The following is a 20,392-nucleotide window of genomic DNA, read 5'->3' as shown; positions in this document are numbered from 1 at the left end:
AGTGATAAATTTAGCAGCCACGGCCTCTTGAAAAGGTACATAGGCGATACCGGGCTGCTATTTTCTACAAGCTAAACTCAGTCTTCAACTGAGTCACCCAAGTTTGAATGCGCTCATCTGTGAGATCCGATTGATTATCATCATCCAGAGCTAAACCACAAAACTTACCATTGCGCACAGCTTTAGAAGCGCCAAAATCATAGCCATCAGTAGGCCAATAGCCCACAGTTTTACCACCCTGTTGGGAAATCTTTTCTTCCAAAATCCCCATAGCATCTTGGAAGTTATCAGCATAACCAATCTGGTCTCCAGTACCAAAATAAGCCACCATCTTACCAGTAAAATCAACCTCGTCTAAATCAGGATAAATACCCTCCCAATCGCTTTGGAGTTCGCCAATATTCCAAGTTGGGGAACCAATAATCAGATATTCATACTCAGCAAGATCAGCAATATCCGCCTGAGAAATATCGTGTAAAGTCACAACATCACCACCAAAGGCATCACGAATGATTTCCGCCGCAGATTCAGTTTTCCCAGTTTGAGTACCGTAGAACAAACCAATTTTTTTTGACATTTTGACACCTGATAAATAGTTTTAAATGCAGTTGGAGGGTTAAAATTTTACCCTGAGATATCTACCCGATTTAATGAATATACATCTCAATAAGGTCTGAAGATATCTTAGCAGAGTTATTGCAATACTTTATCAGTAATTTAGTGTAAATTTTCGTAAACAGACAGATATAGAACCTCTGAAAAGCCTATAAATATTAGGTTTTAACCATTTTGGTAGTTGAAACTTTTAGAAAAATCAGAAAATTTTTTCTCTAAAATGCTAGTAAATCTCAATAAGACTGTGGTAGAGTGCAAACAGCTCACACAATGTTAATAAACCTTCCACATTTATTAGGCTGAATCCTGTTTTGAGATTTGGGAGAACAAAACAGGAATTTGGCCATTTTGTCCAGGAGTACGTAAATTAAACTATCAGGTATGAAGGTTGGCTTGTTATTGTCACCACGGATCTACAGGCCGTCCATCTTTGCGCCGTAGTTCAATTTCTACCACCATAACTTCTTGGAAGGGGGCGCAGGCTGTTGATGGAAAATAATATCATCATCTCAGGGGTTATGTTTGCGTTCTTTGAGCCAGTCCTGTACCTTGATTGTAGCAAAAAATGATTGCCCCTGGTCAAACAGCCGGGTAATCTGCATTTGTAATGTATGGGGATTAATGCGACCCTTTTTTTAAATCCTCTGTGGATTAAACCTTATTCCTAGTTTATGTCACAGGCAGTAAAAACAACTTCTAGAGTACGGTAAACTGTCATACCCAACCGATGATGTATTCGTTAGAATGAAAATGACCAACCTACTTGAGAGAACACCAGGATGGAAGTTGGATACAATGCTGATAAACGTAAATTGCTGTCATCTGTGTGTCACGGGGCAATTTTCTTTAGTACGACATTATTCTCTATTGGGGTTCCCATTGTCATTAACTTAATTTCCGATGACCCAGTGGTGAAGAGTAATGCTAAAGAATCCATTAATTTTCACTTTAATGTTTGGTTTTGGGGAACCGTAATTGGAGTACCAATTGGGGTTATATCTTTTCTCACATTTGGATTGGGGGGAATTTTGTTCTTTCCTGTGGTTGCATTGGGTTTTGCACTGCACTGGGGATTGACAATTTGGGCGCTGTTGCACTGTTTCAGTCAGCCAGATGAACCATTGCGGTATCCTTTTATTTTCCGAGTTTTCTAATGGTGTTTCATTCGATATTTTTCTCACAGAAGAGGAATACAGGTTAATATCCCTGTTCATTTTCCCATGAGATGGTTAAAATAATTGCTGTGTCTGACTTAGGACTGACGCAAGTTGGACACGAAATTAAATTATAATTTTATTATCCATAAATCATCAAATATATTCCCTCAATTCAGCCGCCAGTAAGAGGAAAACAATGATGAGAATTTTTATGCTGATAGGTATAAATATTCTACACCTGTAAGTATATGCCTCTTTACAAACTTGAAGAATTTGACCCTAACTACCGAGAAACATTTGGCGGTGATGACGTGAAAACCTTAGACCTTTACACTGAAGGCGGAGTTAGAGTTGGTTCAGTAGCTGATGCTTTAGTTGACCAAGAGGGACGTTTTCGGTATTTAGTTATTGACACCAGCTTCGACTCTGTGAGTAAGAAGATATTACTACCAATTGGGCTTTCTCACATTAATTATCCCGCCCAACGTGTTTATGTTGACGGACTGAGTAAAGAACAAGTTGAGTATTTACCTGAATACCAAGAAACTATCAATGTTGATGAGGATTATGAAAAAGAGGTGCGCCTTGTTTTTCGCCCTGAAAGTAGAGATATCTCTGAACAACAGGATATATCCCTTTACGAAAAAGAGCCAGATTTATATAACTTAAATGAACAATATCATCAAACTCTCAGGCTATATGAAGAACGTTTGATTGCTAATAAGCATCGGGTCAAGACTGGGGAGGTAAAAGTTGGTAAGCACGTTGAAACACAAATTGCACAGGTGACAGTACCTGTGAAGAAAGAACGTGTTTTGATTGAGCGCGTTCTTCCCACAGAAATAGGAACAGTGGTAGACCCAAAAGCTCTTAAATTTCAAGAGGGGGAAATAGCACGGATAGAATTGTACGAAGAAAGGCCGGAAATTCGCAAAGAAGCCTTTGTACGGGAAGAAATTAGAGTTAAGAAGGTTGTAGACCGCCACACGGTAGAAGCACAAGACACCATTCGGCGAGAACAGTTAGATATTGATACTACAGGGGAATTACATATGGATGCAGCTAGTAGAAACCCTGAACAAGCCTTTTGAGTAGCTAATTAGGGAATGTAATTTGGTGATTCATATCAAAGGTAGGTAGGGGAAATTTTGCCTCTACCTCTACTTTTATGGTTAATTTATCAGAAATATCAGAAATCTATAACTTTTGATGTCATATCAATGTATTAATTCAGTCAATAGTAAGAGGGAAAATAGCTAATTAACCTTTATGTTATTCATTAAGAGATGGTATGAAAACTCAAAGGTAAATGTCATGGCTCTTCACAGATTGGCAGATGTGGCTCCAAATTATCGTGAAACTATTCAAGGTAATGATATTCAAGGCTTAGGTGTCTACACCGACAGGACTGATGAAAAGATTGGTACAGTAAGTGATGTTTTAGTCGATGAAGAGGGACATTTTCGTTATCTAGTTGTTGATTTAGGTTTTTGGATATTTGGTAAAAAAGTACTACTACCAGTTGGACGTTCCCGCATTGACTATGGTGCTGGTCACGTCTACGCCATTGGTATGACTAGGGAACAGGCGGAAAATTTACCGGAGTTTGAAGAAGGTAGAACACTTGATTATGACTATGAAGAACAGGTAAGGGGGGTTTATCGCGATACCACCCCCCATACTTACAACCGTGATACTTACACTTATGAACATGAACCTTCTTTGTACAAGCTAAATCAGCAAGACCATCAAACTCTACGATTGTATGAAGAACGGTTAATTGCTGACAAAGTTCGCCAAAAAACTGGAGAAGTAGTCATTGGTAAGCACGTTGAAAGTGAAACTGTCAAGGTTTCAGTTCCCATAGAAAAAGAGCATGTTGTCATTGAACGTGTGACTCCAACAGATGTGGGTCAGGTTGTTCCTCCTAGCGAAGCTAACTTCCGTGAGGGGGAAGTTGCTCGTATAGAAATCTATGAAGAGACTCCTGAAGTTCGCAAAGAGGCTTTTTTACGGGAAGAAATTAAAATCGATAAGGTTGTAGAGCAAGAAACAATTGAGACTCAAGACACTGTGCGCCACGAAGAGTTAGATGTTAATGCTCCTAATCTTCGCGTTGAGGAGCGCTAATCAATAATTACAACTAATAACCAATTAAAGAGCAAGTGCGGGTGTGCCTTTTTTAATAGTTACTAGGTTGAACTACTTCACTATCGATTCTCAGGCTATGGTGGTTTAAATACTCTACCATAGGCCTGATAACGGTGATGTAATCAAAACATTTTATCAAGAGTAGAGCTTATGTCTGAATATTTAAAACTGCAAAAAGCAGATGGTCAAAAAACAGTAGATAAATTAACTGAACTAAAAACGCTGAATAACAAGATGATTAAAAGTCCAACTGAAGTTGAGGAAGAAGATACTTTTCGTTTAATAGAAGAACGATTGATAGCTGATCATAAAAAATCCAAACTTGGTGAGGTTATTATTCGCAAAGAAATTGAAACTCAAATAATACAAGTACCTGTGAGGCGTGAAAAATTAATTGTGGAGCAAGTTAGTCCAGAGAATAAACGACTGGCAGAAATTGACTTGACACAGGGTGAGATTTCTGGTCTTGAGTTCATCGAGGATGATAGACCATTAGGAACGGTTCTAAATACCCATGTAAATGTGAGTGGTGAATTCAGTTCGCCGAAAATTGCTAGTTTACTTTTAAATGCGATCGCTCAGGAAAAAAATCACGGCTGTGAGCAGGTAAAAATTACAATTGCTGTGACAAATGAGTCCCTACAGAAGAAATATCAGGAATGGTTTGCTCGTTGTTCTAAAGGCGAGAAACCCCTGGGAGCAAAATAAGCGGATAAACTTGATAAACTTTATGTAATGTCCGAGCATTCATACATAATAATAAACAGTTTGTACTGACTAAGAGCAAACATTTTTTATTGAGTTTGATTAAACGGACATGATTTTATTGAAAAAATTTTGGCAATCTTCAATTTTAGGGCTACTATGGACTTTGATGACTGCTACCTCCGGAATGGGGGCTGAACGGATTAGCTTTTTTTACCCTCCTTTTGGGGAATTCTCCTTGAGTGTGGACTCATTGGCAATATTTGCTCAAAAAGGGAAAATCACTGATGAATTTTCCTTTTATGCGCGGCGGGTTAATCCCCAGCAACTGGCTCAATTACGAGAAGTGCTACAGCAGGAATTTAATGTTACTCCCACTCTTGTATCTCAGGTGAGTTACTCACCTATAGGCGAAGACCTCATAGACCGTTTAGGGGGCTTAATCCGCACGGAATCAAGGCAAAATGGCTTTTACGCCATCAGAGGTGCTTTAATACTAGCTGCTGCTTCTCCAGAAGGCTTAACAGTGGTGAATTTTCTGCGTCACTTTCCCTCCCCCACAGTACGGTTAAATTTTACAGAGGGGCTAAAGTTAGTTGATGATTTATCGCAGGTATTAGAGAAAAGGGATGAGGTTGTAACTTGGATTCAACAAGAAGCGATCGCCCATGGTGCGCCCATTAATTGGACGCAACGGCCGGATTTAGCTGCATCTGGTCCGTTTACTTGGCGACGAACCGAATTGATACTCCGGGATAGGTCCCGCGATGTTCTTCGCATTATACCCACAGATATTTATCTACCACAAGGAACAGCGCCGCCTTTTCCTCTGATTGTGATTTCTCATGGTATTGCTTCTGACCGTTCTTCTTTTGCTTACTTGGTTGAACATTTAGCATCCCACGGTTTTGCTGTAGCGGTATTAGAACACCCGGGGAGTAATGCGGAACGTGTTCGGCGCTACTTGACGGGTTTGGCTGGGCCATTAGAAGCCGAAGAATTTATTAACCGACCTTTAGATATTAAATTTCTCCTGGATGAACTTGAGCGCAGAGAAAAATCAGATCCTAACCTCCAAGGACTCAACTTTGAGCAAGTCGGAGCCATGGGACATTCTTTTGGTGGTTACACTGTGTTAAGTTTGGCAGGAGCCAAGATTAATTTTGATCAACTGCAACAAGATTGTAGTCCGAATATTTCCTCTTTTAATTTGTCGCTGTTTTTACAGTGTCAAGTTACGGAGTTAGAAGTTAAAGATTATGCACTCCAAGATGACCGCATTAAAGCTGTATTGGCTATTAATCCTGTATCTAGTTCAATTTTTGGTGAAAGTGAAATCAGTCAAATTCGAGTTCCTGTGATGCTGGTGGCGAATAGTCAGGATATTGCTACCCCTATGGTGTCTGAGCAGGTTCGGCCTTTTACCTGGTTGACTACTCCTAATAAGTATTTGGTATTAATTGAAAATGCTACTCATTTCAGTGCGATCGCCCAAATAGATCCAGAAAATAATGTGTTACCTATACCACCGGCTTTACTCGGTCCAAATCCTGCGCCAGCTTATTCTTACCTTCGGGCTTTGAATCTGGCCTTTTGGGAAGCACACCTTGTCAATCGCCCCGAATATGCTTCTTATTTACTACCCTCTTATGCTCAATATCTCAGTCGATATCCTCTCAATCTCAGTCTGTTAAATTCTTCCTCGGCGGATCCATTGAGTCAAGCATTGCAAGAATTCACTCTTCGATTATAATATAAATGCTAAAATCCTCTCGTAAACAGTGAGGATAACTTCATGCCAGTTGCTGCTAACTCTATTAAGTTTGGTACAGACGGTTGGCGGGGGGTGATTGCTGATGAGTTCACCTTTGAACGCCTAGCATTAGTGGCACCAGTTGCCGCTCAAGTATTATATAATACATATAACTCTACAGTTGGCAGCAAAACTATTATTGTCGGCTATGATCGCCGCTTTATGGCCGAGGACTTTGCTCGCACTGTGGTCTGATACTGTCTGCGCTGTCGGCTTTGATGTTTTACTCAGCGAAACCTACGCCCCAACTCCGGCTTTTAGTTGGGCGGCTAAAGAACTTAATGCTTTGGGGGCGCTAGTTATTACAGCCAGTCATAACCCCGGTACATATTTAGGTCTAAAAGTCAAGGGTCATTTTGGGGGTTCAGTACCGCCAGAAGTGACAAAAGAAATTGAAACTTTATTATCTGTGGGTGTACCACCAGCAGCTAAACCCGGAAAACAAGATATATTTAACCCCTGGCCTAGTTACATCACAGCCTTAAAAGGTAAAGTTAATATTGCCAAGATTCAAGAGGCGATCGCCTGTGGTAAACTAACATTATTCGCCGATGTCATGCATGGTGCGGCAGCTGGGGGATTGGGAAAATTACTCAAAGATGGGGTTCAAGAAATCAACAGTAACCGCGATCCTTTATTTGCAGGAGGAGCGCCAGAACCTTTACCAAAATACCTATCTGGTTTATTCTCAGTCATCAAAAGCCACCGCCAAACAGACACATCAGGTTTAACGGTGGGATTAGTATTTGACGGGGACTGCGATCGCATCGGCGCAGTAGATGGAAAAGCTAACTTTTTGAGTTCCCAAATCTTAATACCTATATTAATCGACCACCTTACCCAAAGGCGGGGTTTTACAGGTGAAATTGTTAAAACTGTCAGTGGTTCAGATTTAATTCCCCGGGTAGCAGCACTGCATAATTTACCAGTTTTTGAAACAGCAGTGGGATACAAGTACATCGCTGATAGAATGTTAGCAGCACAGGTGTTGTTAGGTGGTGAAGAGTCGGGAGGAATCGGCTATGGTAGTCATATTCCCGAACGTGATGCACTGCTATCAGCATTGTATGTTTTAGAAGCTATTGTATCATCTGGTCTCGATTTAAGCGATTATTACCGGGATTTACAACAGAAAACAGGTTTCACCTCCGCTTATGACCGCATTGATTTACCTTTAGCTAGTATGGCAGTGCGATCGCGTCTTTTACAACAACTGGAAACCGAACCATTAAGGGAAATTGCGCTCAAAGCAGTAGTTGATTGTCAAACCATAGACGGTTATAAATACCGGTTAGCTGATGACAGCTGGTTAATGATTCGGTTTAGCGGTACTGAACCGGTGTTACGTCTGTATTGTGAAGCAGCAACACTTGAGGAAGTACATCAAACCTTGGCTTGGGCAAAAAATTGGGCGACCTAAACTTTTAAATGAATATATGACTAAAACAATGGTAGTAGCTACGGGTAACCCCGGTAAGCTCCGGGAACTACAAGCTTATCTCGCTCATTCTGGTTGGGAATTAACCCTCAAACCACCAGAATTAGAAGTTGCAGAAACCGGTACAACTTTTGCAGACAATGCTTGTCTCAAGGCCTCCCAAATTGCTCAAGCTACAGGACAATGGGCGATCGGTGATGATTCTGGGTTACAAGTAGATGCTTTAAATGGCGCACCAGGGGTTTATTCTGCACGTTATGGTCAGAGCGACTCAGGTCGCATTGCTAGGTTATTACAAGAGTTAGGTAACTCAGAAAATCGCCAAGCTCAGTTTGTCTGTGCAGTGGCGATCGCTCGTCCTGATGGTAAAATAGTTTTACAATCCACAGGGGTATGTCGCGGCGAAATTCTCCATACACCCAGGGGTGAGGGTGGTTTTGGCTACGACCCTATATTTTACGTTCCTGAGCAGCAATTGACTTTTGCGCAAATGTCACGGGAGATCAAAGGGTCAATTAGCCATCGGGGTCTTGCTCTCCAGGCTTTAATTCCTCAGTTGGCAGATTTGGAAGCATAAATTAAATTAAATGTTTCCCCCTCTTGGGAAATCTGACTGAAGATTGTAGCGGTTCTAACTTGAGTAGGATAACTAGATTTTGACGATTGTTGAAAATGAAGTTAAAACTTATTCAGGTAAAGATATGAAGTCTTTGGCCAAAGTCGCTTTTATGCTACTATTTAGCAGTATGGCTGTTACTGCTTTCAATCCCATATCTCAGGTTTTAGCTCAAGAAGGGGAAACCTCCCCACAGCAACCCGGTCTTAGTCAAGAGTCAGACCAACCAGAGTCAAGCACATCTACCCCTGAAGCTACTGTTAATCAACAGCTAGATATTAAAGTAGAAGCAGAAAATGAAATTGAAACAGAATCCGCACCTCCCGCACATATGATGACTACCCCAGATGGTGGGGGTGAATCTGGTTCTGAGTAAGTATTACGTTGTCTGGGTCTAGAAAAATTATCAAGCAAAAGGGGACAGCCAGATGCACAATTTTGATTATGTCATTCTGGGGGCTGGATTAGGTGGACTTTCCGCCGCAGCTTGTTTAACCAAGCAAGGATACAGGGTGGCTGTTTTAGAAAAACATTACCTACCTGGCGGGTGTTGTCACACTTTTGATTATGGTGACTATAGTTTTTGCGCTAATGTCCATTATATATCTCAATGCGCACCTAGTCAAACTATTGGGCAATTTCTCAACTACATTCAGCGCCATGTCCCCTTTAATAGCCTTGACCCAGACTGCATAGACCGGATAATTACACCGGAGGTAGATTTTAAAATTCCTCTAGGATGGGAAAACTTGCGATCGCGGTTACTCTCCACCTTTCCGGATCAGACAACTGCTATTAATGGCTACTGTGACACAATTGCGCAGATCCATAGGGAAATGCGTAGCCTAGGGGGGGAAATACGTTGGTATAATCAGAATTGGTCAGACTGGTTGAAGTTACCTAAATATTTCCATTTATTTAGAAAGCGCAACTGGACTTTACAAGACTTATATGACCATGTGGGTTTATCACCCAAATTACAAGCAGTACTAGGGGGACAAAGTGGTGATTATGCACTACCACCTCATGAAATCGCCTTACTGATCCACACTTCCCTAGTTTGGGATTACTCAGAAGGCGCTTACTATCCTCAATACCATTTTAAGCAGTTTGTAGATAGTATTACAGATGCGATCACCGAAGGGGGAGGTGTAATTAAATATTCAACTCCTGTCCAGCATATTGAAGTTAATCAAAAGCAAGTACAATGGGTAACTGCTGGTGATCAAACCTACCAAGCTAGTAAGGGCTATATTAGCGACCTTGACCCCAAATTAACAGTAGAGTTAATACACGACACCACAGCTTTGAGCTTAAAGGAACGTCAACGCCTTACCAATTACGAATACTCAACTAGTGCATTTAATATTTACCTGGGTTTAGATAGTCGCTTTCAACCAGAAAATTATAGGATTGGTAACTGGAATATTTGGTATTATCCCACAGGAGACTTAAACAGGGAATATCAACGCCAATTTCAGGGAGACCTGAGCCAACCTTGGATTTTCCTATCTTGTCCCACGATGAAATCTAGAGATAACGCCGGAATAGCTCCACCAGGTCATCATATCTTAGAAATTGCCACTGTCTGCCCTTACGAACCATTTAAGCATCTGCAAGACACCGACCACCAAGGCTATAAAGCCAAGAAACGGGAAGTTTACCAGCAGATCATGACCAGTGTTCGAGATTTAATTCCCGATGTAGACCAGTACGCGCGCATGAAGGTTTCTGGTACACCCACCACCAGTGAATTTTATCTCGGACAACCCCAAGGTAATATTTATGGTGCAAAGTTAGTACCTGAACAAGTGGGGTTAAATCGGTTAGGATATATTACAGAGTTGCCTAACTTGTTTCTTGTGGGGGCTACTGCTGGCTATCCTAGTGTACCAGGGGTAATTGGTAATGGTATGGATGTTGTGGAACTGATCACAGGACAAGGAGTTAGGGGAGAGGTTCCGGCTTTGTTTTCGGCGAAAATCAGCAATATTCAGCATAGCCGGGAATGATAATATATTCTAGTTAATGCCATAATTCCCGCATTCAATGAACAAGGCACTGGATGAAACGCTGTCAATGGAAGTTGCGCAAAATATTAAAAGTAAGGCTCGTCAGCCCTTTGATAATGCTTATAGGGCGCTGTTAGTCACAGATCAGGCGAACTATGTCCAGGGGTTTTTGGCTATAGGGGGTAAACCTTACCAACCTATTGAACATGGTTGGCTAGAGTTGGCTGATACCTCTGGGGAGGATTCTTTAATTAAGATTATAGATCCCAGTTTACCACACCTAAACAAAAAAACTCAAGAAATTTGGTACTTTGCCGCCCAAAGTTTTACCAGGAAACAATTAAAGGCGATTATTGAGGAATCACAGGAAGATTATCCGGAGGATGACCCATTACCGGTTTATGGGGATGCACCCTATGAGTATTATGGTAATGTGATGTTGGGTGGTGGCGAATATTTAGCGGCTTACCAAGCTGCACAGGCTAAGTGTCAAGAACTCAGAGAATCCCTGGAATGAGTCAAACTGGTTTAAATTTATTAGCAATATCTATATTTCTCATGACCCTATCAGTCTTGTTAGGGCCATTAATTCATTTGTCCCCGCAGTACCTGCGATCGCCACCTTTAGTATTTTGGGAATAGTCACTTTTGACAGTTTTAGTTTACAAGGGCGGGGTGGTACTATAATTTTAGATTGGATTGCTAGTTTTTCTCCCCAACACCGCGATCGCATCATCCACCACGAAGCTGGTCATTTTCTGGCTGCACATCTGCTGAATATCCCTGTGACTGGTTATACTCTCACTGCTTGGGATGCTTGGAAACAAGGACAACCAGGACAGGGGGGTGTGACATTTGATGATGGGGAATTAGCATCCCAATTAGAACGGGGAACAATTAGCGCTCAAATCCTTGACCGTTATTGTACAGTCTGGATGGCGGGCATTGTCGCCGAAACTTTAGTTTTCAATGATGCACAAGGCGGTACTGACGATAAAAGCAAGTTAGCGGGAGTTTTAGCAGGTTTGGGTTTTTCTGCTTCCGCTAGTGAACAGAAACAACGATTTCATCTGCTACAAGCAAAGACTTTATTACAAGCAAATTGGTCTAGTTACCAAGCCTTAGTTAAATCGATGGAACAGGGCGCATCTGTCAGGGATTGTCAGCGGATAATTGCCACAGCTGAATCATCATCACCTATACTATAGATGCTCCTGGTGATAGCGCCAGCACTGCTAAAAGCAGATCGCTGTGGGTGAGAAACAGTAGAATAAATACCTGTCGGTGGGCTGTTAGTCACTTATGGCGTAGATACTCTATCCTGGGGCATATTTTTTTGTGTAAAAACAAGTATTAAGACGACTTTTTCAACCCATGGCTTCCACTCCCCAGAAACTTAGCGGTAATGCAATTCGCGATTCATTCCTTGACTTCTTCGCCCAACGAGGACACAAAATCTTACCCAGCGCCTCCCTCGTTCCCGAAGACCCCACCGTACTGCTAACTATTGCGGGGATGCTACCATTTAAACCCATATTCCTGGGACAGCGCACACCGGAATTTAACCGCGCTACCACATCTCAAAAGTGTATCAGGACTAACGATATTGAAAATGTTGGTCGCACTAAACGCCATCATACATTTTTTGAGATGTTGGGTAACTTTAGCTTTGGTGACTATTTTAAACCACAGGCGATCGCTTGGGGGTGGGAGCTATCCACAAAAATCTTTGGTTTACCACCAGAGCGCCTAGTGGTTAGCGTCTTTCAAGAAGATGATGAAAGCCTATAATATCTGGCGCGATGACATCGGCGTACCAGTAGCTAGAATTAAGCGCATGGGTGAAGAAGATAACTTTTGGGTATCTGGTCCTCGGGTCCTTTGGTCCTTGTTCAGAAATTTATTATGATTTTCACCCAGAACGGGGAGATGAAAATATTGACTTAGAAGACGATACCCGGTTTATCGAATTTTACAACCTGGTGTTTATGCAATATAACCGGGATGCATCGGGTAATTTAACCCCACTGCAAAATAAAAACATTGACACCGGTATGGGTTTGGAAAGGATGGCGCAAATCCTGCAACAAGTCCCCAATAACTACGAAACTGATTTAATTTTCCCGATTATTGAAACCGCTGCTCAGATAGCTAAAATATCATACCACAGCAGCGACGAGAAAACCCAAGTTTCCCTCAAAGTCATTGGTGACCATGTGCGATCTGTAGTCCACATGATTGCTGATGAAATTCGCGCTGCTAATGTGGGACGTGGTTATGTCCTACGGCGCTTAATTCGCCGGGTAGTCCGTCATGGGCGGTTAATTGGTATTAATGGGGAATTTATCACCCAAGTGGCAGAAACCGCAATTTCTCTTTCAGAATCAGCTTACCCCAATGTGCGTCAACGGGAAGCAGCAATTAAAGCCGAACTGCAACGAGAAGAAGCCAATTTCCTTAAAACTCTAGATAGAGGTGAAAAACTACTCGCGGAAATTATTCAAGAGGTGAAAGCCCAAGGTAAAACTCAAATTAGCGGCGAAAGTGCTTTTACTTTATATGATACCTTTGGTTTCCCCTTAGAACTTACCCAAGAAATCGCCGCCGAAAATCATCTGACTGTGGATGAAGCTGGTTTTGATGCTGAAATGCAAAAACAGGTAGAACGAGCTAAAGCTGCTCACGAAACCATTGATTTAACTGTGCAAGGTTCTTTAGACAAGTTAGCTGAACATATCCACGCTACGGAATTTCTAGGTTATAGTCAACCCGCTTCCACTGCTAAAGTAGAAGCCATATTAATAGATGGTATTGCCCAAGAGGAAGCAGAAGCAGGGACAGAAGTTCAAATTGTCCTCAATCAAACCCCATTTTATGCCGAATCTGGGGGACAAATTGGCGATCGCGGTTATGTCTCCGGTGATGGTGTGTTGGTGCGGGTTACAGATGTGAAAAAAGAATCTGACTTTTTTATCCACTTTGGCCGCATAGAACGCGGTACAATCCGAGTAGGAGATACTGTCACCGCTCAAATTGATCGCGCTTGTCGTCGTCGCGCTCAAGCTAATCATACCGCTACACATTTACTGCAAGCGGCTCTTAAGAAAATTGTTGATGATGGTATATCTCAAGCTGGTTCCCTGGTCTCCTTTGACAGGTTGCGGTTTGACTTTAACTGTCCCCGCGCTTTGACATCAGAGGAAATTCAACAAATTGAAGAACAGGTAAATACCTGGATTGCCGAAGCACATCCAGCTAACATAGAGGTGTTACCTTTAGCAGAAGCTAAGGCTAGAGGTGCTGTGGCTATGTTTGGGGAAAAATACGGCGAACAGGTGCGGGTCATTGACTTTCCCAGTGTCTCTATGGAACTGTGCGGCGGTACCCATGTCAGTAATACCGCCGAAATAGGCAGCTTTAAAATTATCTCAGAGGCGGGTGTGGCTTCTGGGGTGCGGCGCATTGAGGCGGTTTCTGGTCCGGCTATCTTGGATTATCTCAATGTTCGTGATACAGTGGTTAGGGATTTAAGCGATCGCTTTAAGGTGAAACCCGAAGAATTACCGGAGCGGATCACCACACTGCAAACTGAACTGCGAAGCGCTGAGAAACAACTAGCAACCCTGAAATCACAGCTGGCGATCGCGAAATCTGACAGTCTACTACAAACAGTAGAATCTGTAGGTGATTATCAGGTATTAGTAGCGCAGATGGAAGAGGTTGACCCAGAATCATTAAAAACTGCTGCTGAAAGGTTACTACAAAAGATGACTCGTGGTGCAGTGGTATTGGGTTCTATTCCTGAAGCTGGTAAAGTCAGTATAGTTGCAGCCTTCAGCCCCGAAGTTAATCAAAAAGGACTCCAAGCAGGTAAATTCGTCGGCGCTATAGCCAAAATTTGCGGTGGTGGTGGTGGTGGAAGACCAAACCTAGCTCAAGCTGGGGGACGCGACACCAATAAATTACCGGAAGCTCTAGCTAAAGCCGAAAGTGATTTAAAATCAGCCTTGAGTTAATTTCTGATGTCACCCACTGCGGTGCGATCGCTATCGTGAATATACCTTAAATTAACAGTATACCAATAGGGAGATTAAGAGTCAAAACCTTTTATTGTAGGCATTTATCAGCCCTATTCTCCCTCATCTTCTAAAAATCATGTAACAAAACGTGAGTTAAAGTCAGGGTTTTTACTCCACCCCATTACTGGACTGGTTCGATTCCCAGAGCTTTCAATTGTGCTTCCAATTGGGCTGCGCGTTCCTTGGCTGCGATCGCCTCCTGTTGAGCTAATTGAGCTTGTTCCCTAGCTAATTGAGCTTGTTCCCTAGCTAATTGAGCTTGTTCCCTAGCTAACTGAGCGCTTTCTGTCCCAGTGGGTAGCACATCCCCATTTTGATCACACCACCGTAACCAAATATCCTCTTTACCTTCAAACACCCCCGACCACAAAGTTAAACCTATACCAATTTCTGCAAACCAGAAATTATGCATTTCTAAATACTGTCTAATATTCAGTTGATAAGCGCGCAGTGGTTGCTCCCCGAGCATTTGCAAAGGGTCAAACACTGCGTAGTAGGGAACCCCCATTCTGGCGTAATCTTTCAATTTAGAGCCTAATTCGTTTCCTTCCCGGTTAGAAACTATTTCTATAACCACATCTGGAGTTTTGCCAAATTGCCAAACAAAATAACTGCGGTTCTTTTTTTCTCCCCAATCCGAAGGCATGGTAACATCAATACTGAGGAACACATCAGGGACCAGGGGAGGTAAACCAATACTGTAAAACACCCCGACATTAGCAGCAGCTATAAAATTTTCTGTTTCTGCGGGTGCAACCCAACCGTTGTATAATACCTCTGTTAATAAGCGCTGTTGTTTTTCTGACAGGAAATTATCCACTGGTGTATCATCTTCAGTAACAATATGGGTGATATCTGGTTCAGGTGCAAGCTCAGTTGACAATATTTCTTTTACCATGATGTCTGCTACCTTCATCTACGGGGCTATTGATGAGAATTAACTGGCTGTTTCAGTTGGCGCAAAGGCGCAAAGAATGGCGGTTAGGTAAGTTGATTTTGGCTCATCTTCAAATTCAGCAACTCCGGGTATTTATATAGCAGTGTTAGCTTTAATGATAATGTTATATTTAGTATAGCATCAATTAACTAAGGTTTTTTAGTCGTTTATCTTGATATTTCTTGACAAAAATACCTGTTTTCACCAGTAACATGAAGGAACTTGATCAACAAAGAGTTGAGATTTTTTTAGATAAATGGCAAGGATCTAGTGGTAATGAAATAGCTAACAAAGACTCATTTTGTTTAGATTTATGTACGGCTTTAGGTGTCCCACCTCCACCCCCTCAAGGTAGGGTTCCCGGTGACCCATATTGTCTAGAAAAGAATGTTAAAATGCCCCAGTCTACAGGAAACATCAAACAGGGGCGCATTGATTTTTATAAACAGGGACATTTTATCTTAGAAGCCAAACAGGGAACTATAAAATCTGGGAATAGTACACCCAAACGCGGCACAAGGGCTTATGAGCAATATATGCAAAAAGCATTTATTCAAGCCACTGCTTATGCACCCCATTTACCGGTCAAGCCACCATTTTTATTAACTTGTGATATTGGTGACCATTTTGAGTTGTGGATGGGATTTAGTGGTGATTATGGCGGTTATGGAGCCAGACAAATTATTAACCTAAATGATTTATTAAAACCTGATATTTTTGATTTATTTGTTGATATTTTTACGCAACCCCAAAAGCGCAACCCAGAGAAAATTAGAGCCAAAGTAACACGAGATGTGGCGGGTGATTTAGCTCAGTTAGCCTATTGGTTAGAAAAACAGCAACATCACCCCCAAGAAGTGGCTAATTTTTTGATGCGTTGTATATTTACCATGTTTGCTGAAGATGTGCAACTACTCAAAAGAGGGGTATTTACTGAAGCATTAACCCAAAGATGGCTATGTCAACCCAGCAGCTTTAAGCCAGAGATTGAAACTTTATGGCGTACCATGGACGAAGGGGGAACCTTTGGTTTTGATAGTATATTAAGATTTAACGGTAGTTTGTTTACAAATGCCACAGCTTTTGATTTACCAAAGTCCCAATTAGAGGTATTATTACAAGCAGCTAAAAGAGATTGGAGCCAGGTAGAACCGGCAATTTTTGGAACTTTATTAGAAAGGGCTTTGGATACCAAAGAACGCAGTAAGTTGGGCGCACATTATACGCCGCGTTCTTATGTGGAAAGGTTAGTGCGTCCAGTGGTGATAGAACCGTTACGCCAAGACTGGTTAGAAACAGAAATTGTGGTAGACCAGTTATTAAAAGTTCCAGGAGACTTAGAACCAACGGCGACCCAGAAAAAGAAAGCGGTAAAATTAATCAGAGAATTTCTGCAAAAGTTGAGAACTATTAAAATTCTTGACCCTGCTTGTGGTTCTGGTAACTTTTTGTATGTCACCTTGGATTTACTCAAAACTCTGGAAGCGGAGGTTATTCGCCGCATAGCTGATATTACCGGACAATATCAATCTAGTGTTTTAGACCAAGTTAATGTTTCTCAGTTTTTAGGTATTGAAGTAAATCCCAGAGCTGCTAGTATTGCCGAATTAGTCATCTGGATTGGTTATTTACAATGGTATTTTAAACAATTTGGCAACACTTCCCCACCGGAACCAGTGTTACAGAAATTTAATAATATTGAATATCGAGATGCGGTGTTAGGTTGGGATAGCAAAAAACCCGCCATTGACCCCACCACTCACCAAACCCGCACCCGTTGGGGTGGACGTACTATGAAGCACCCAGTCACGGGGGAAGATGTTCCAGACCCTCAAGACCAAATCCCTATTTATAGTTATAGTAATCCGCGGATGGCAATATGGCCAGAGGCTGATTATATTGTCTCCAACCCGCCGTTTATTGGTAATGCCAGAATGCGGGAATTATTGGGTGATGGTTATACTGAAACCTTGCGTCAAGTATATCAAGATGTACCGGATACTGTTGATTTTGTCATGTATTGGTGGCACAAAGCTGCAGATTTAGTCAGAAAGGGTCTGGTAAAGCGCTTTGGTTTGATTACGACTAATACTATTAGTCAGGTGCGGTTAAGGAGTGTGATAGAATATCATTTAAAAGCAAAGCACCCCATTAAGTTAATTTTTGCCATTCCTGACCACCCTTGGACTGATGACGGTGCTGCGGTGCGAATTGCTATGACTGCGGCGGAGTTGGAAGGTTCCCCAGGGTCTCAGGTGGTACAATTGGGGGAGGTAATCTTGAAGGGGGAGGGAGAAACCCCAGAAGATACGGCAGATTTAATTGATATTGCATGGCAAAATGTCGGGGTGATTTTTAGTAATCTCCGAAGCGGTGCTAATCTTACTAATATCCAACCTCTCAAAGCAAATGATCAACTTTCCAGCCGCGGTATGATGCTTTTTGGTTCTGGGTTTATTATAGAACCAGTTGATTTTACTAAAATTGAGTCAGAAATATTATTTACTTACACTAATGGGAGAGATATATTGCAACGCTCTCGCCATGTCAAGATTATTGATTTCTTTGGTCTGAGTGTAACCGAAGCTGAAAAACTTTATCCTCAAGCATATCAATGGGTTTTAGAGAAAGTCAAACCAGAACGAGATGCTAATCGTGATCAAAATTTACGCAAAAACTGGTGGGTATTTGGTCGTCCCTAGACCTGAACTTAGGCTAGCATTGCAAGATATACAGCGATATATTCTCACTGTAGAAACAGCTAAACACCGGGTGTTTATATTTTTAGATCAAGGTGTTATTCCCGATAATAAACTAATTGCGATCGCTCTTGATGATGCCTACTTTTTAGGTGTTCTTTCCAGTAAGATTCATGTTACTTGGGCTTTAGCAGCAGGTGGGACATTAGGGATGGGTGGAGTTTATGTTAAAACAAAATGCTTCGACCCCTTCCCTTTCCCCGAACCCACAGCAGAACAAAAACAAAAAATCCGCGACTTAGGGGAAAAACTCGACGCACACCGCAAACAAGTACAAAGCCAACATCCCGATGTCACAATTACCGGGATGTATAACCTCCTAGAAAAATTACGCACGGGGGAACCCTTCACAGATGCCGATAGAAAATATAATAATAAAGCTTTAGTGTCCATCCTCAAATCAATTCATGATGAACTAGACGCGGCGGTTTTTGCTGCTTACGGATGGTCACCGAATCTCAGTGATGAGCAAATTCTCACCCAATTAGTCACCCTCAACGCTGAACGCGCTGGGGAAGAACGAAATAATTTAATTCGGTGGTTGCGTCCGGAATATCAAGCACCCCATGAAGTGAATACCCAAGTAGCCATTGCAGGTATCACCACAATCCCAGAAACTACAATTACACCCGCACAGCAGCAACCATTCCCCAAAAAATCCAAAGAACAACTTGCAGCCATTCGGGATTTATTACGCACTCACTGCGGTGATTGGACTTTAGAACAGGTTATGAAACAGTTTAAACTTACCCAGGGACAAAAGCAAGTGATTGGCGACCATTTAGAAAGTTTAGAATGGTTCAACATTCTAGTTAGCTCCCATGACCATGGCGTGACACGCTGGCGCTATGTAGAAACAGACTCAGCAACTTGACAAATCACCATAATATGTGATAGGTACTTGTTACAACTATAATGAACAACTTCTAATCCTGCCGTTGCCAACTCCTCCATAAGTTCCGGTATCTGATGTTTATGGTGTCTCCAAATAGTCACCTCTTCATCTGCCAAAATTTCCACAGTTTTATCTATACCTAACTCCCTGAAGTTTATAGTATAGTGGCGATGAAATTTAATATTAGCTGTAACGCTATCCGTTATTGTATCATACTTTCTCACAAGCTGGCAATCCTCCGCAGCTATGCCTAACTTGTCAGTCACCCATCTGTATATTCCGTCCACATGATACTTCAACCCACCCCGAGCTATTCCATCCCATTGGGAATTAGCACCAATTTCGTTAGTGAACACCAGCAAATCATTTTGGTTCATGCTGTGTCGGAAGTTTTGTAAGGCTTTACTTCTGTCTTGATGATTGCCAATAGTTACACCTAAATGTAAAAATATCTTAGGTATATCCTCACGCCCTAAAATCTCCGGTGAAATAGGAGTATTTTCTATATCAACCGTGTAACTCTCAAAGTGAACTTGGGGAAACCATTGAGTCAAGTTGGCTTTTGATACGTTCAAAAGTTCCTGGTCTAATATCCAAGGCAATATATTTATTTACTCTACCTAATTTAACCAGTCGGGAAATAAATTTCTTCACTGGGTAAGAATTGCCAGCACCTACATCTATAATATTTATCCTCTGGTAATTTTCAGAGCTATCGCCTGAGGTTAGCCATTGAGAGCCATTAATATAGTCAAAATTGTCCTGTAATAAATCAATCTCTACGTTTTTAGGTTGAAACCATTGAGGGATAAGATATTTTTCATAAAAACTATGCCATATTTTACCACCTGGACCTTTGTAACCATACTTTAAAGGTATTTCCCGTTTGAGTTCTAATGAGTGAACTAACTCTAAAAGTTCTCCATGGGAGAAAATAGAGTTAAACTCTAGACTTGGCTCCACTAAACGAGTTGTATCTGGGAAAGGTTGGGAATTACTATAGGTTTTTTTAGGTATCATTATGGAGTAGAATTTGAGGAGCTAAATTAAGACTATAACTATAGAGGTTACGACTGCCAAATTTAAATATCATATCATAACAGGGTAATTACTGATAATGAAATCTATCAACCATGTTTAATATGGTGTGTTACGGTGAATTGTCACTTTATCCGGGTCATGCAAACCCGGTTAGTGGTAACACACCCTACTGAA

Annotated in this window: 15 protein-coding genes and 4 pseudogenes; 14 read left to right on the top strand and 5 right to left on the bottom strand. The window is 41.7% G+C overall.

Features of this window, described 5'->3' with window-relative positions; genetic code table 11:
- Nucleotides 1-64: 64 nt before the first annotated feature.
- Together fldA and AC6IZ0_RS13740 are read right to left on the bottom strand one after the other, a co-directional pair.
- Complete coding sequence (fldA, locus tag AC6IZ0_RS13745; protein WP_271734852.1) at nt 65-577, bottom strand: flavodoxin FldA; 513 nt, start codon at nt 575-577, stop codon at nt 65-67.
- Nucleotides 578-1,017: 440 nt separating this feature from the next.
- Nucleotides 1,018-1,217: pseudogene (locus tag AC6IZ0_RS13740) on the bottom strand (hypothetical protein).
- A 177-nt stretch (nt 1,218-1,394) separates the two neighbouring features.
- Here AC6IZ0_RS13740 and AC6IZ0_RS13735 point away from each other — a divergent pair.
- The 12 genes and pseudogenes from AC6IZ0_RS13735 to alaS all read left to right on the top strand — a co-directional run bounded on the left by AC6IZ0_RS13735 (nt 1,395) and on the right by alaS (nt 14,523).
- Nucleotides 1,395-1,769 (top strand): DUF4870 domain-containing protein, encoded by a 375-nt coding sequence (locus tag AC6IZ0_RS13735; RefSeq protein ID WP_271734854.1) that lies wholly within the window; start codon nt 1,395-1,397, stop codon nt 1,767-1,769.
- A 251-nt stretch (nt 1,770-2,020) separates the two neighbouring features.
- Entirely contained in the window at nt 2,021-2,863 is an 843-nt protein-coding gene (locus tag AC6IZ0_RS13730; protein ID WP_497723425.1) for a DUF2382 domain-containing protein, read from the top strand.
- Between the two features lie 223 nt (nt 2,864-3,086).
- On the top strand, nt 3,087-3,902 hold the full coding sequence (locus AC6IZ0_RS13725) for a DUF2382 domain-containing protein (RefSeq protein WP_497723424.1): 816 nt from the start codon (nt 3,087-3,089) through the stop codon (nt 3,900-3,902).
- A gap of 171 nt (nt 3,903-4,073) precedes the next feature.
- Entirely contained in the window at nt 4,074-4,631 is a 558-nt protein-coding gene (locus AC6IZ0_RS13720) for a DUF2382 domain-containing protein (protein ID WP_497723422.1), read from the top strand.
- 109 nt (nt 4,632-4,740) lie between these two features.
- Complete coding sequence (locus tag AC6IZ0_RS13715; protein WP_497723420.1) at nt 4,741-6,381, top strand: alpha/beta hydrolase; 1,641 nt, start codon at nt 4,741-4,743, stop codon at nt 6,379-6,381.
- 42 nt (nt 6,382-6,423) lie between these two features.
- Nucleotides 6,424-7,861, top strand: a pseudogene (locus AC6IZ0_RS13710) (phosphoglucomutase/phosphomannomutase family protein).
- A gap of 16 nt (nt 7,862-7,877) precedes the next feature.
- Entirely contained in the window at nt 7,878-8,456 is a 579-nt protein-coding gene (rdgB, locus tag AC6IZ0_RS13705; RefSeq protein ID WP_271734862.1) for an RdgB/HAM1 family non-canonical purine NTP pyrophosphatase, read from the top strand.
- Between the two features lie 79 nt (nt 8,457-8,535).
- The gene (locus AC6IZ0_RS13700; RefSeq protein ID WP_280791872.1) at nt 8,536-8,871 is read left to right on the top strand and encodes a hypothetical protein; all 336 of its coding nucleotides are present in this window, start codon (nt 8,536-8,538) and stop codon (nt 8,869-8,871) included.
- A gap of 52 nt (nt 8,872-8,923) precedes the next feature.
- On the top strand, nt 8,924-10,507 hold the full coding sequence (locus tag AC6IZ0_RS13695) for a phytoene desaturase family protein (RefSeq protein WP_497723418.1): 1,584 nt from the start codon (nt 8,924-8,926) through the stop codon (nt 10,505-10,507).
- 37 nt (nt 10,508-10,544) lie between these two features.
- A complete protein-coding gene (locus AC6IZ0_RS13690; protein WP_497723417.1) occupies nt 10,545-11,024 on the top strand; it encodes a hypothetical protein in 480 nt (159 codons plus the stop codon).
- A pseudogene (locus AC6IZ0_RS13685) lies at nt 11,021-11,715 on the top strand (ATP-dependent Zn protease). The gene AC6IZ0_RS13690 and the pseudogene AC6IZ0_RS13685 overlap by 4 nt, the downstream one beginning before the upstream one ends.
- A gap of 166 nt (nt 11,716-11,881) precedes the next feature.
- Nucleotides 11,882-14,523: pseudogene (alaS, locus tag AC6IZ0_RS13680) on the top strand (alanine--tRNA ligase).
- Between the two features lie 184 nt (nt 14,524-14,707).
- Here alaS and AC6IZ0_RS13675 read toward each other — a convergent pair.
- Entirely contained in the window at nt 14,708-15,484 is a 777-nt protein-coding gene (locus tag AC6IZ0_RS13675) for a Uma2 family endonuclease (protein WP_497723415.1), read from the bottom strand.
- Between the two features lie 251 nt (nt 15,485-15,735).
- On the opposite strand from AC6IZ0_RS13675, the gene AC6IZ0_RS13670 reads away from it, so the two are divergent.
- Both AC6IZ0_RS13670 and AC6IZ0_RS13665 read left to right on the top strand, forming a co-directional pair.
- Nucleotides 15,736-18,225 (top strand): class I SAM-dependent DNA methyltransferase, encoded by a 2,490-nt coding sequence (locus AC6IZ0_RS13670; RefSeq protein ID WP_497723413.1) that lies wholly within the window; start codon nt 15,736-15,738, stop codon nt 18,223-18,225.
- Nucleotides 18,179-19,156 (top strand): type IIL restriction-modification enzyme MmeI, encoded by a 978-nt coding sequence (locus AC6IZ0_RS13665; RefSeq protein WP_497723412.1) that lies wholly within the window; start codon nt 18,179-18,181, stop codon nt 19,154-19,156. Before AC6IZ0_RS13670 ends, AC6IZ0_RS13665 begins: the two co-directional genes overlap by 47 nt.
- Here the strand turns inward: AC6IZ0_RS13665 and AC6IZ0_RS13660 are convergent.
- On the bottom strand, nt 19,129-19,752 hold the full coding sequence (locus AC6IZ0_RS13660; protein ID WP_497723411.1) for a hypothetical protein: 624 nt from the start codon (nt 19,750-19,752) through the stop codon (nt 19,129-19,131). The genes AC6IZ0_RS13665 and AC6IZ0_RS13660 overlap by 28 nt on opposite strands.
- Nucleotides 19,700-20,197, bottom strand: a complete 498-nt coding sequence (locus AC6IZ0_RS13655) for an L-histidine N(alpha)-methyltransferase (RefSeq protein ID WP_497723409.1) — start codon at nt 20,195-20,197, stop codon at nt 19,700-19,702. Before AC6IZ0_RS13655 ends, AC6IZ0_RS13660 begins: the two co-directional genes overlap by 53 nt.
- Nucleotides 20,198-20,392: the final 195 nt, after the last annotated feature.

It is taken from the genome of Anabaenopsis sp. NIES-4685 (assembly GCF_059725405.1).
This window is presented reverse-complemented; position numbering and strand designations above follow the sequence as displayed.

Coding starts and splice junctions, on each gene's coding strand:
- rdgB (WP_271734862.1), top strand. CDS start 7,878: ATGACTAAAACAATGGTAGTAGCTACGGGTAACCCCGGTAAGCTCCGG.
- AC6IZ0_RS13730 (WP_497723425.1), top strand. CDS start 2,021: ATGCCTCTTTACAAACTTGAAGAATTTGACCCTAACTACCGAGAAACA.
- AC6IZ0_RS13670 (WP_497723413.1), top strand. CDS start 15,736: ATGAAGGAACTTGATCAACAAAGAGTTGAGATTTTTTTAGATAAATGG.
- AC6IZ0_RS13675 (WP_497723415.1), bottom strand. CDS start 15,484: ATGGTAAAAGAAATATTGTCAACTGAGCTTGCACCTGAACCAGATATC.
- AC6IZ0_RS13690 (WP_497723417.1), top strand. CDS start 10,545: ATGAACAAGGCACTGGATGAAACGCTGTCAATGGAAGTTGCGCAAAAT.
- AC6IZ0_RS13715 (WP_497723420.1), top strand. CDS start 4,741: ATGATTTTATTGAAAAAATTTTGGCAATCTTCAATTTTAGGGCTACTA.
- AC6IZ0_RS13695 (WP_497723418.1), top strand. CDS start 8,924: ATGCACAATTTTGATTATGTCATTCTGGGGGCTGGATTAGGTGGACTT.
- AC6IZ0_RS13735 (WP_271734854.1), top strand. CDS start 1,395: ATGGAAGTTGGATACAATGCTGATAAACGTAAATTGCTGTCATCTGTG.
- AC6IZ0_RS13720 (WP_497723422.1), top strand. CDS start 4,074: ATGTCTGAATATTTAAAACTGCAAAAAGCAGATGGTCAAAAAACAGTA.
- fldA (WP_271734852.1), bottom strand. CDS start 577: ATGTCAAAAAAAATTGGTTTGTTCTACGGTACTCAAACTGGGAAAACT.
- AC6IZ0_RS13725 (WP_497723424.1), top strand. CDS start 3,087: ATGGCTCTTCACAGATTGGCAGATGTGGCTCCAAATTATCGTGAAACT.
- AC6IZ0_RS13655 (WP_497723409.1), bottom strand. CDS start 20,197: ATGATACCTAAAAAAACCTATAGTAATTCCCAACCTTTCCCAGATACA.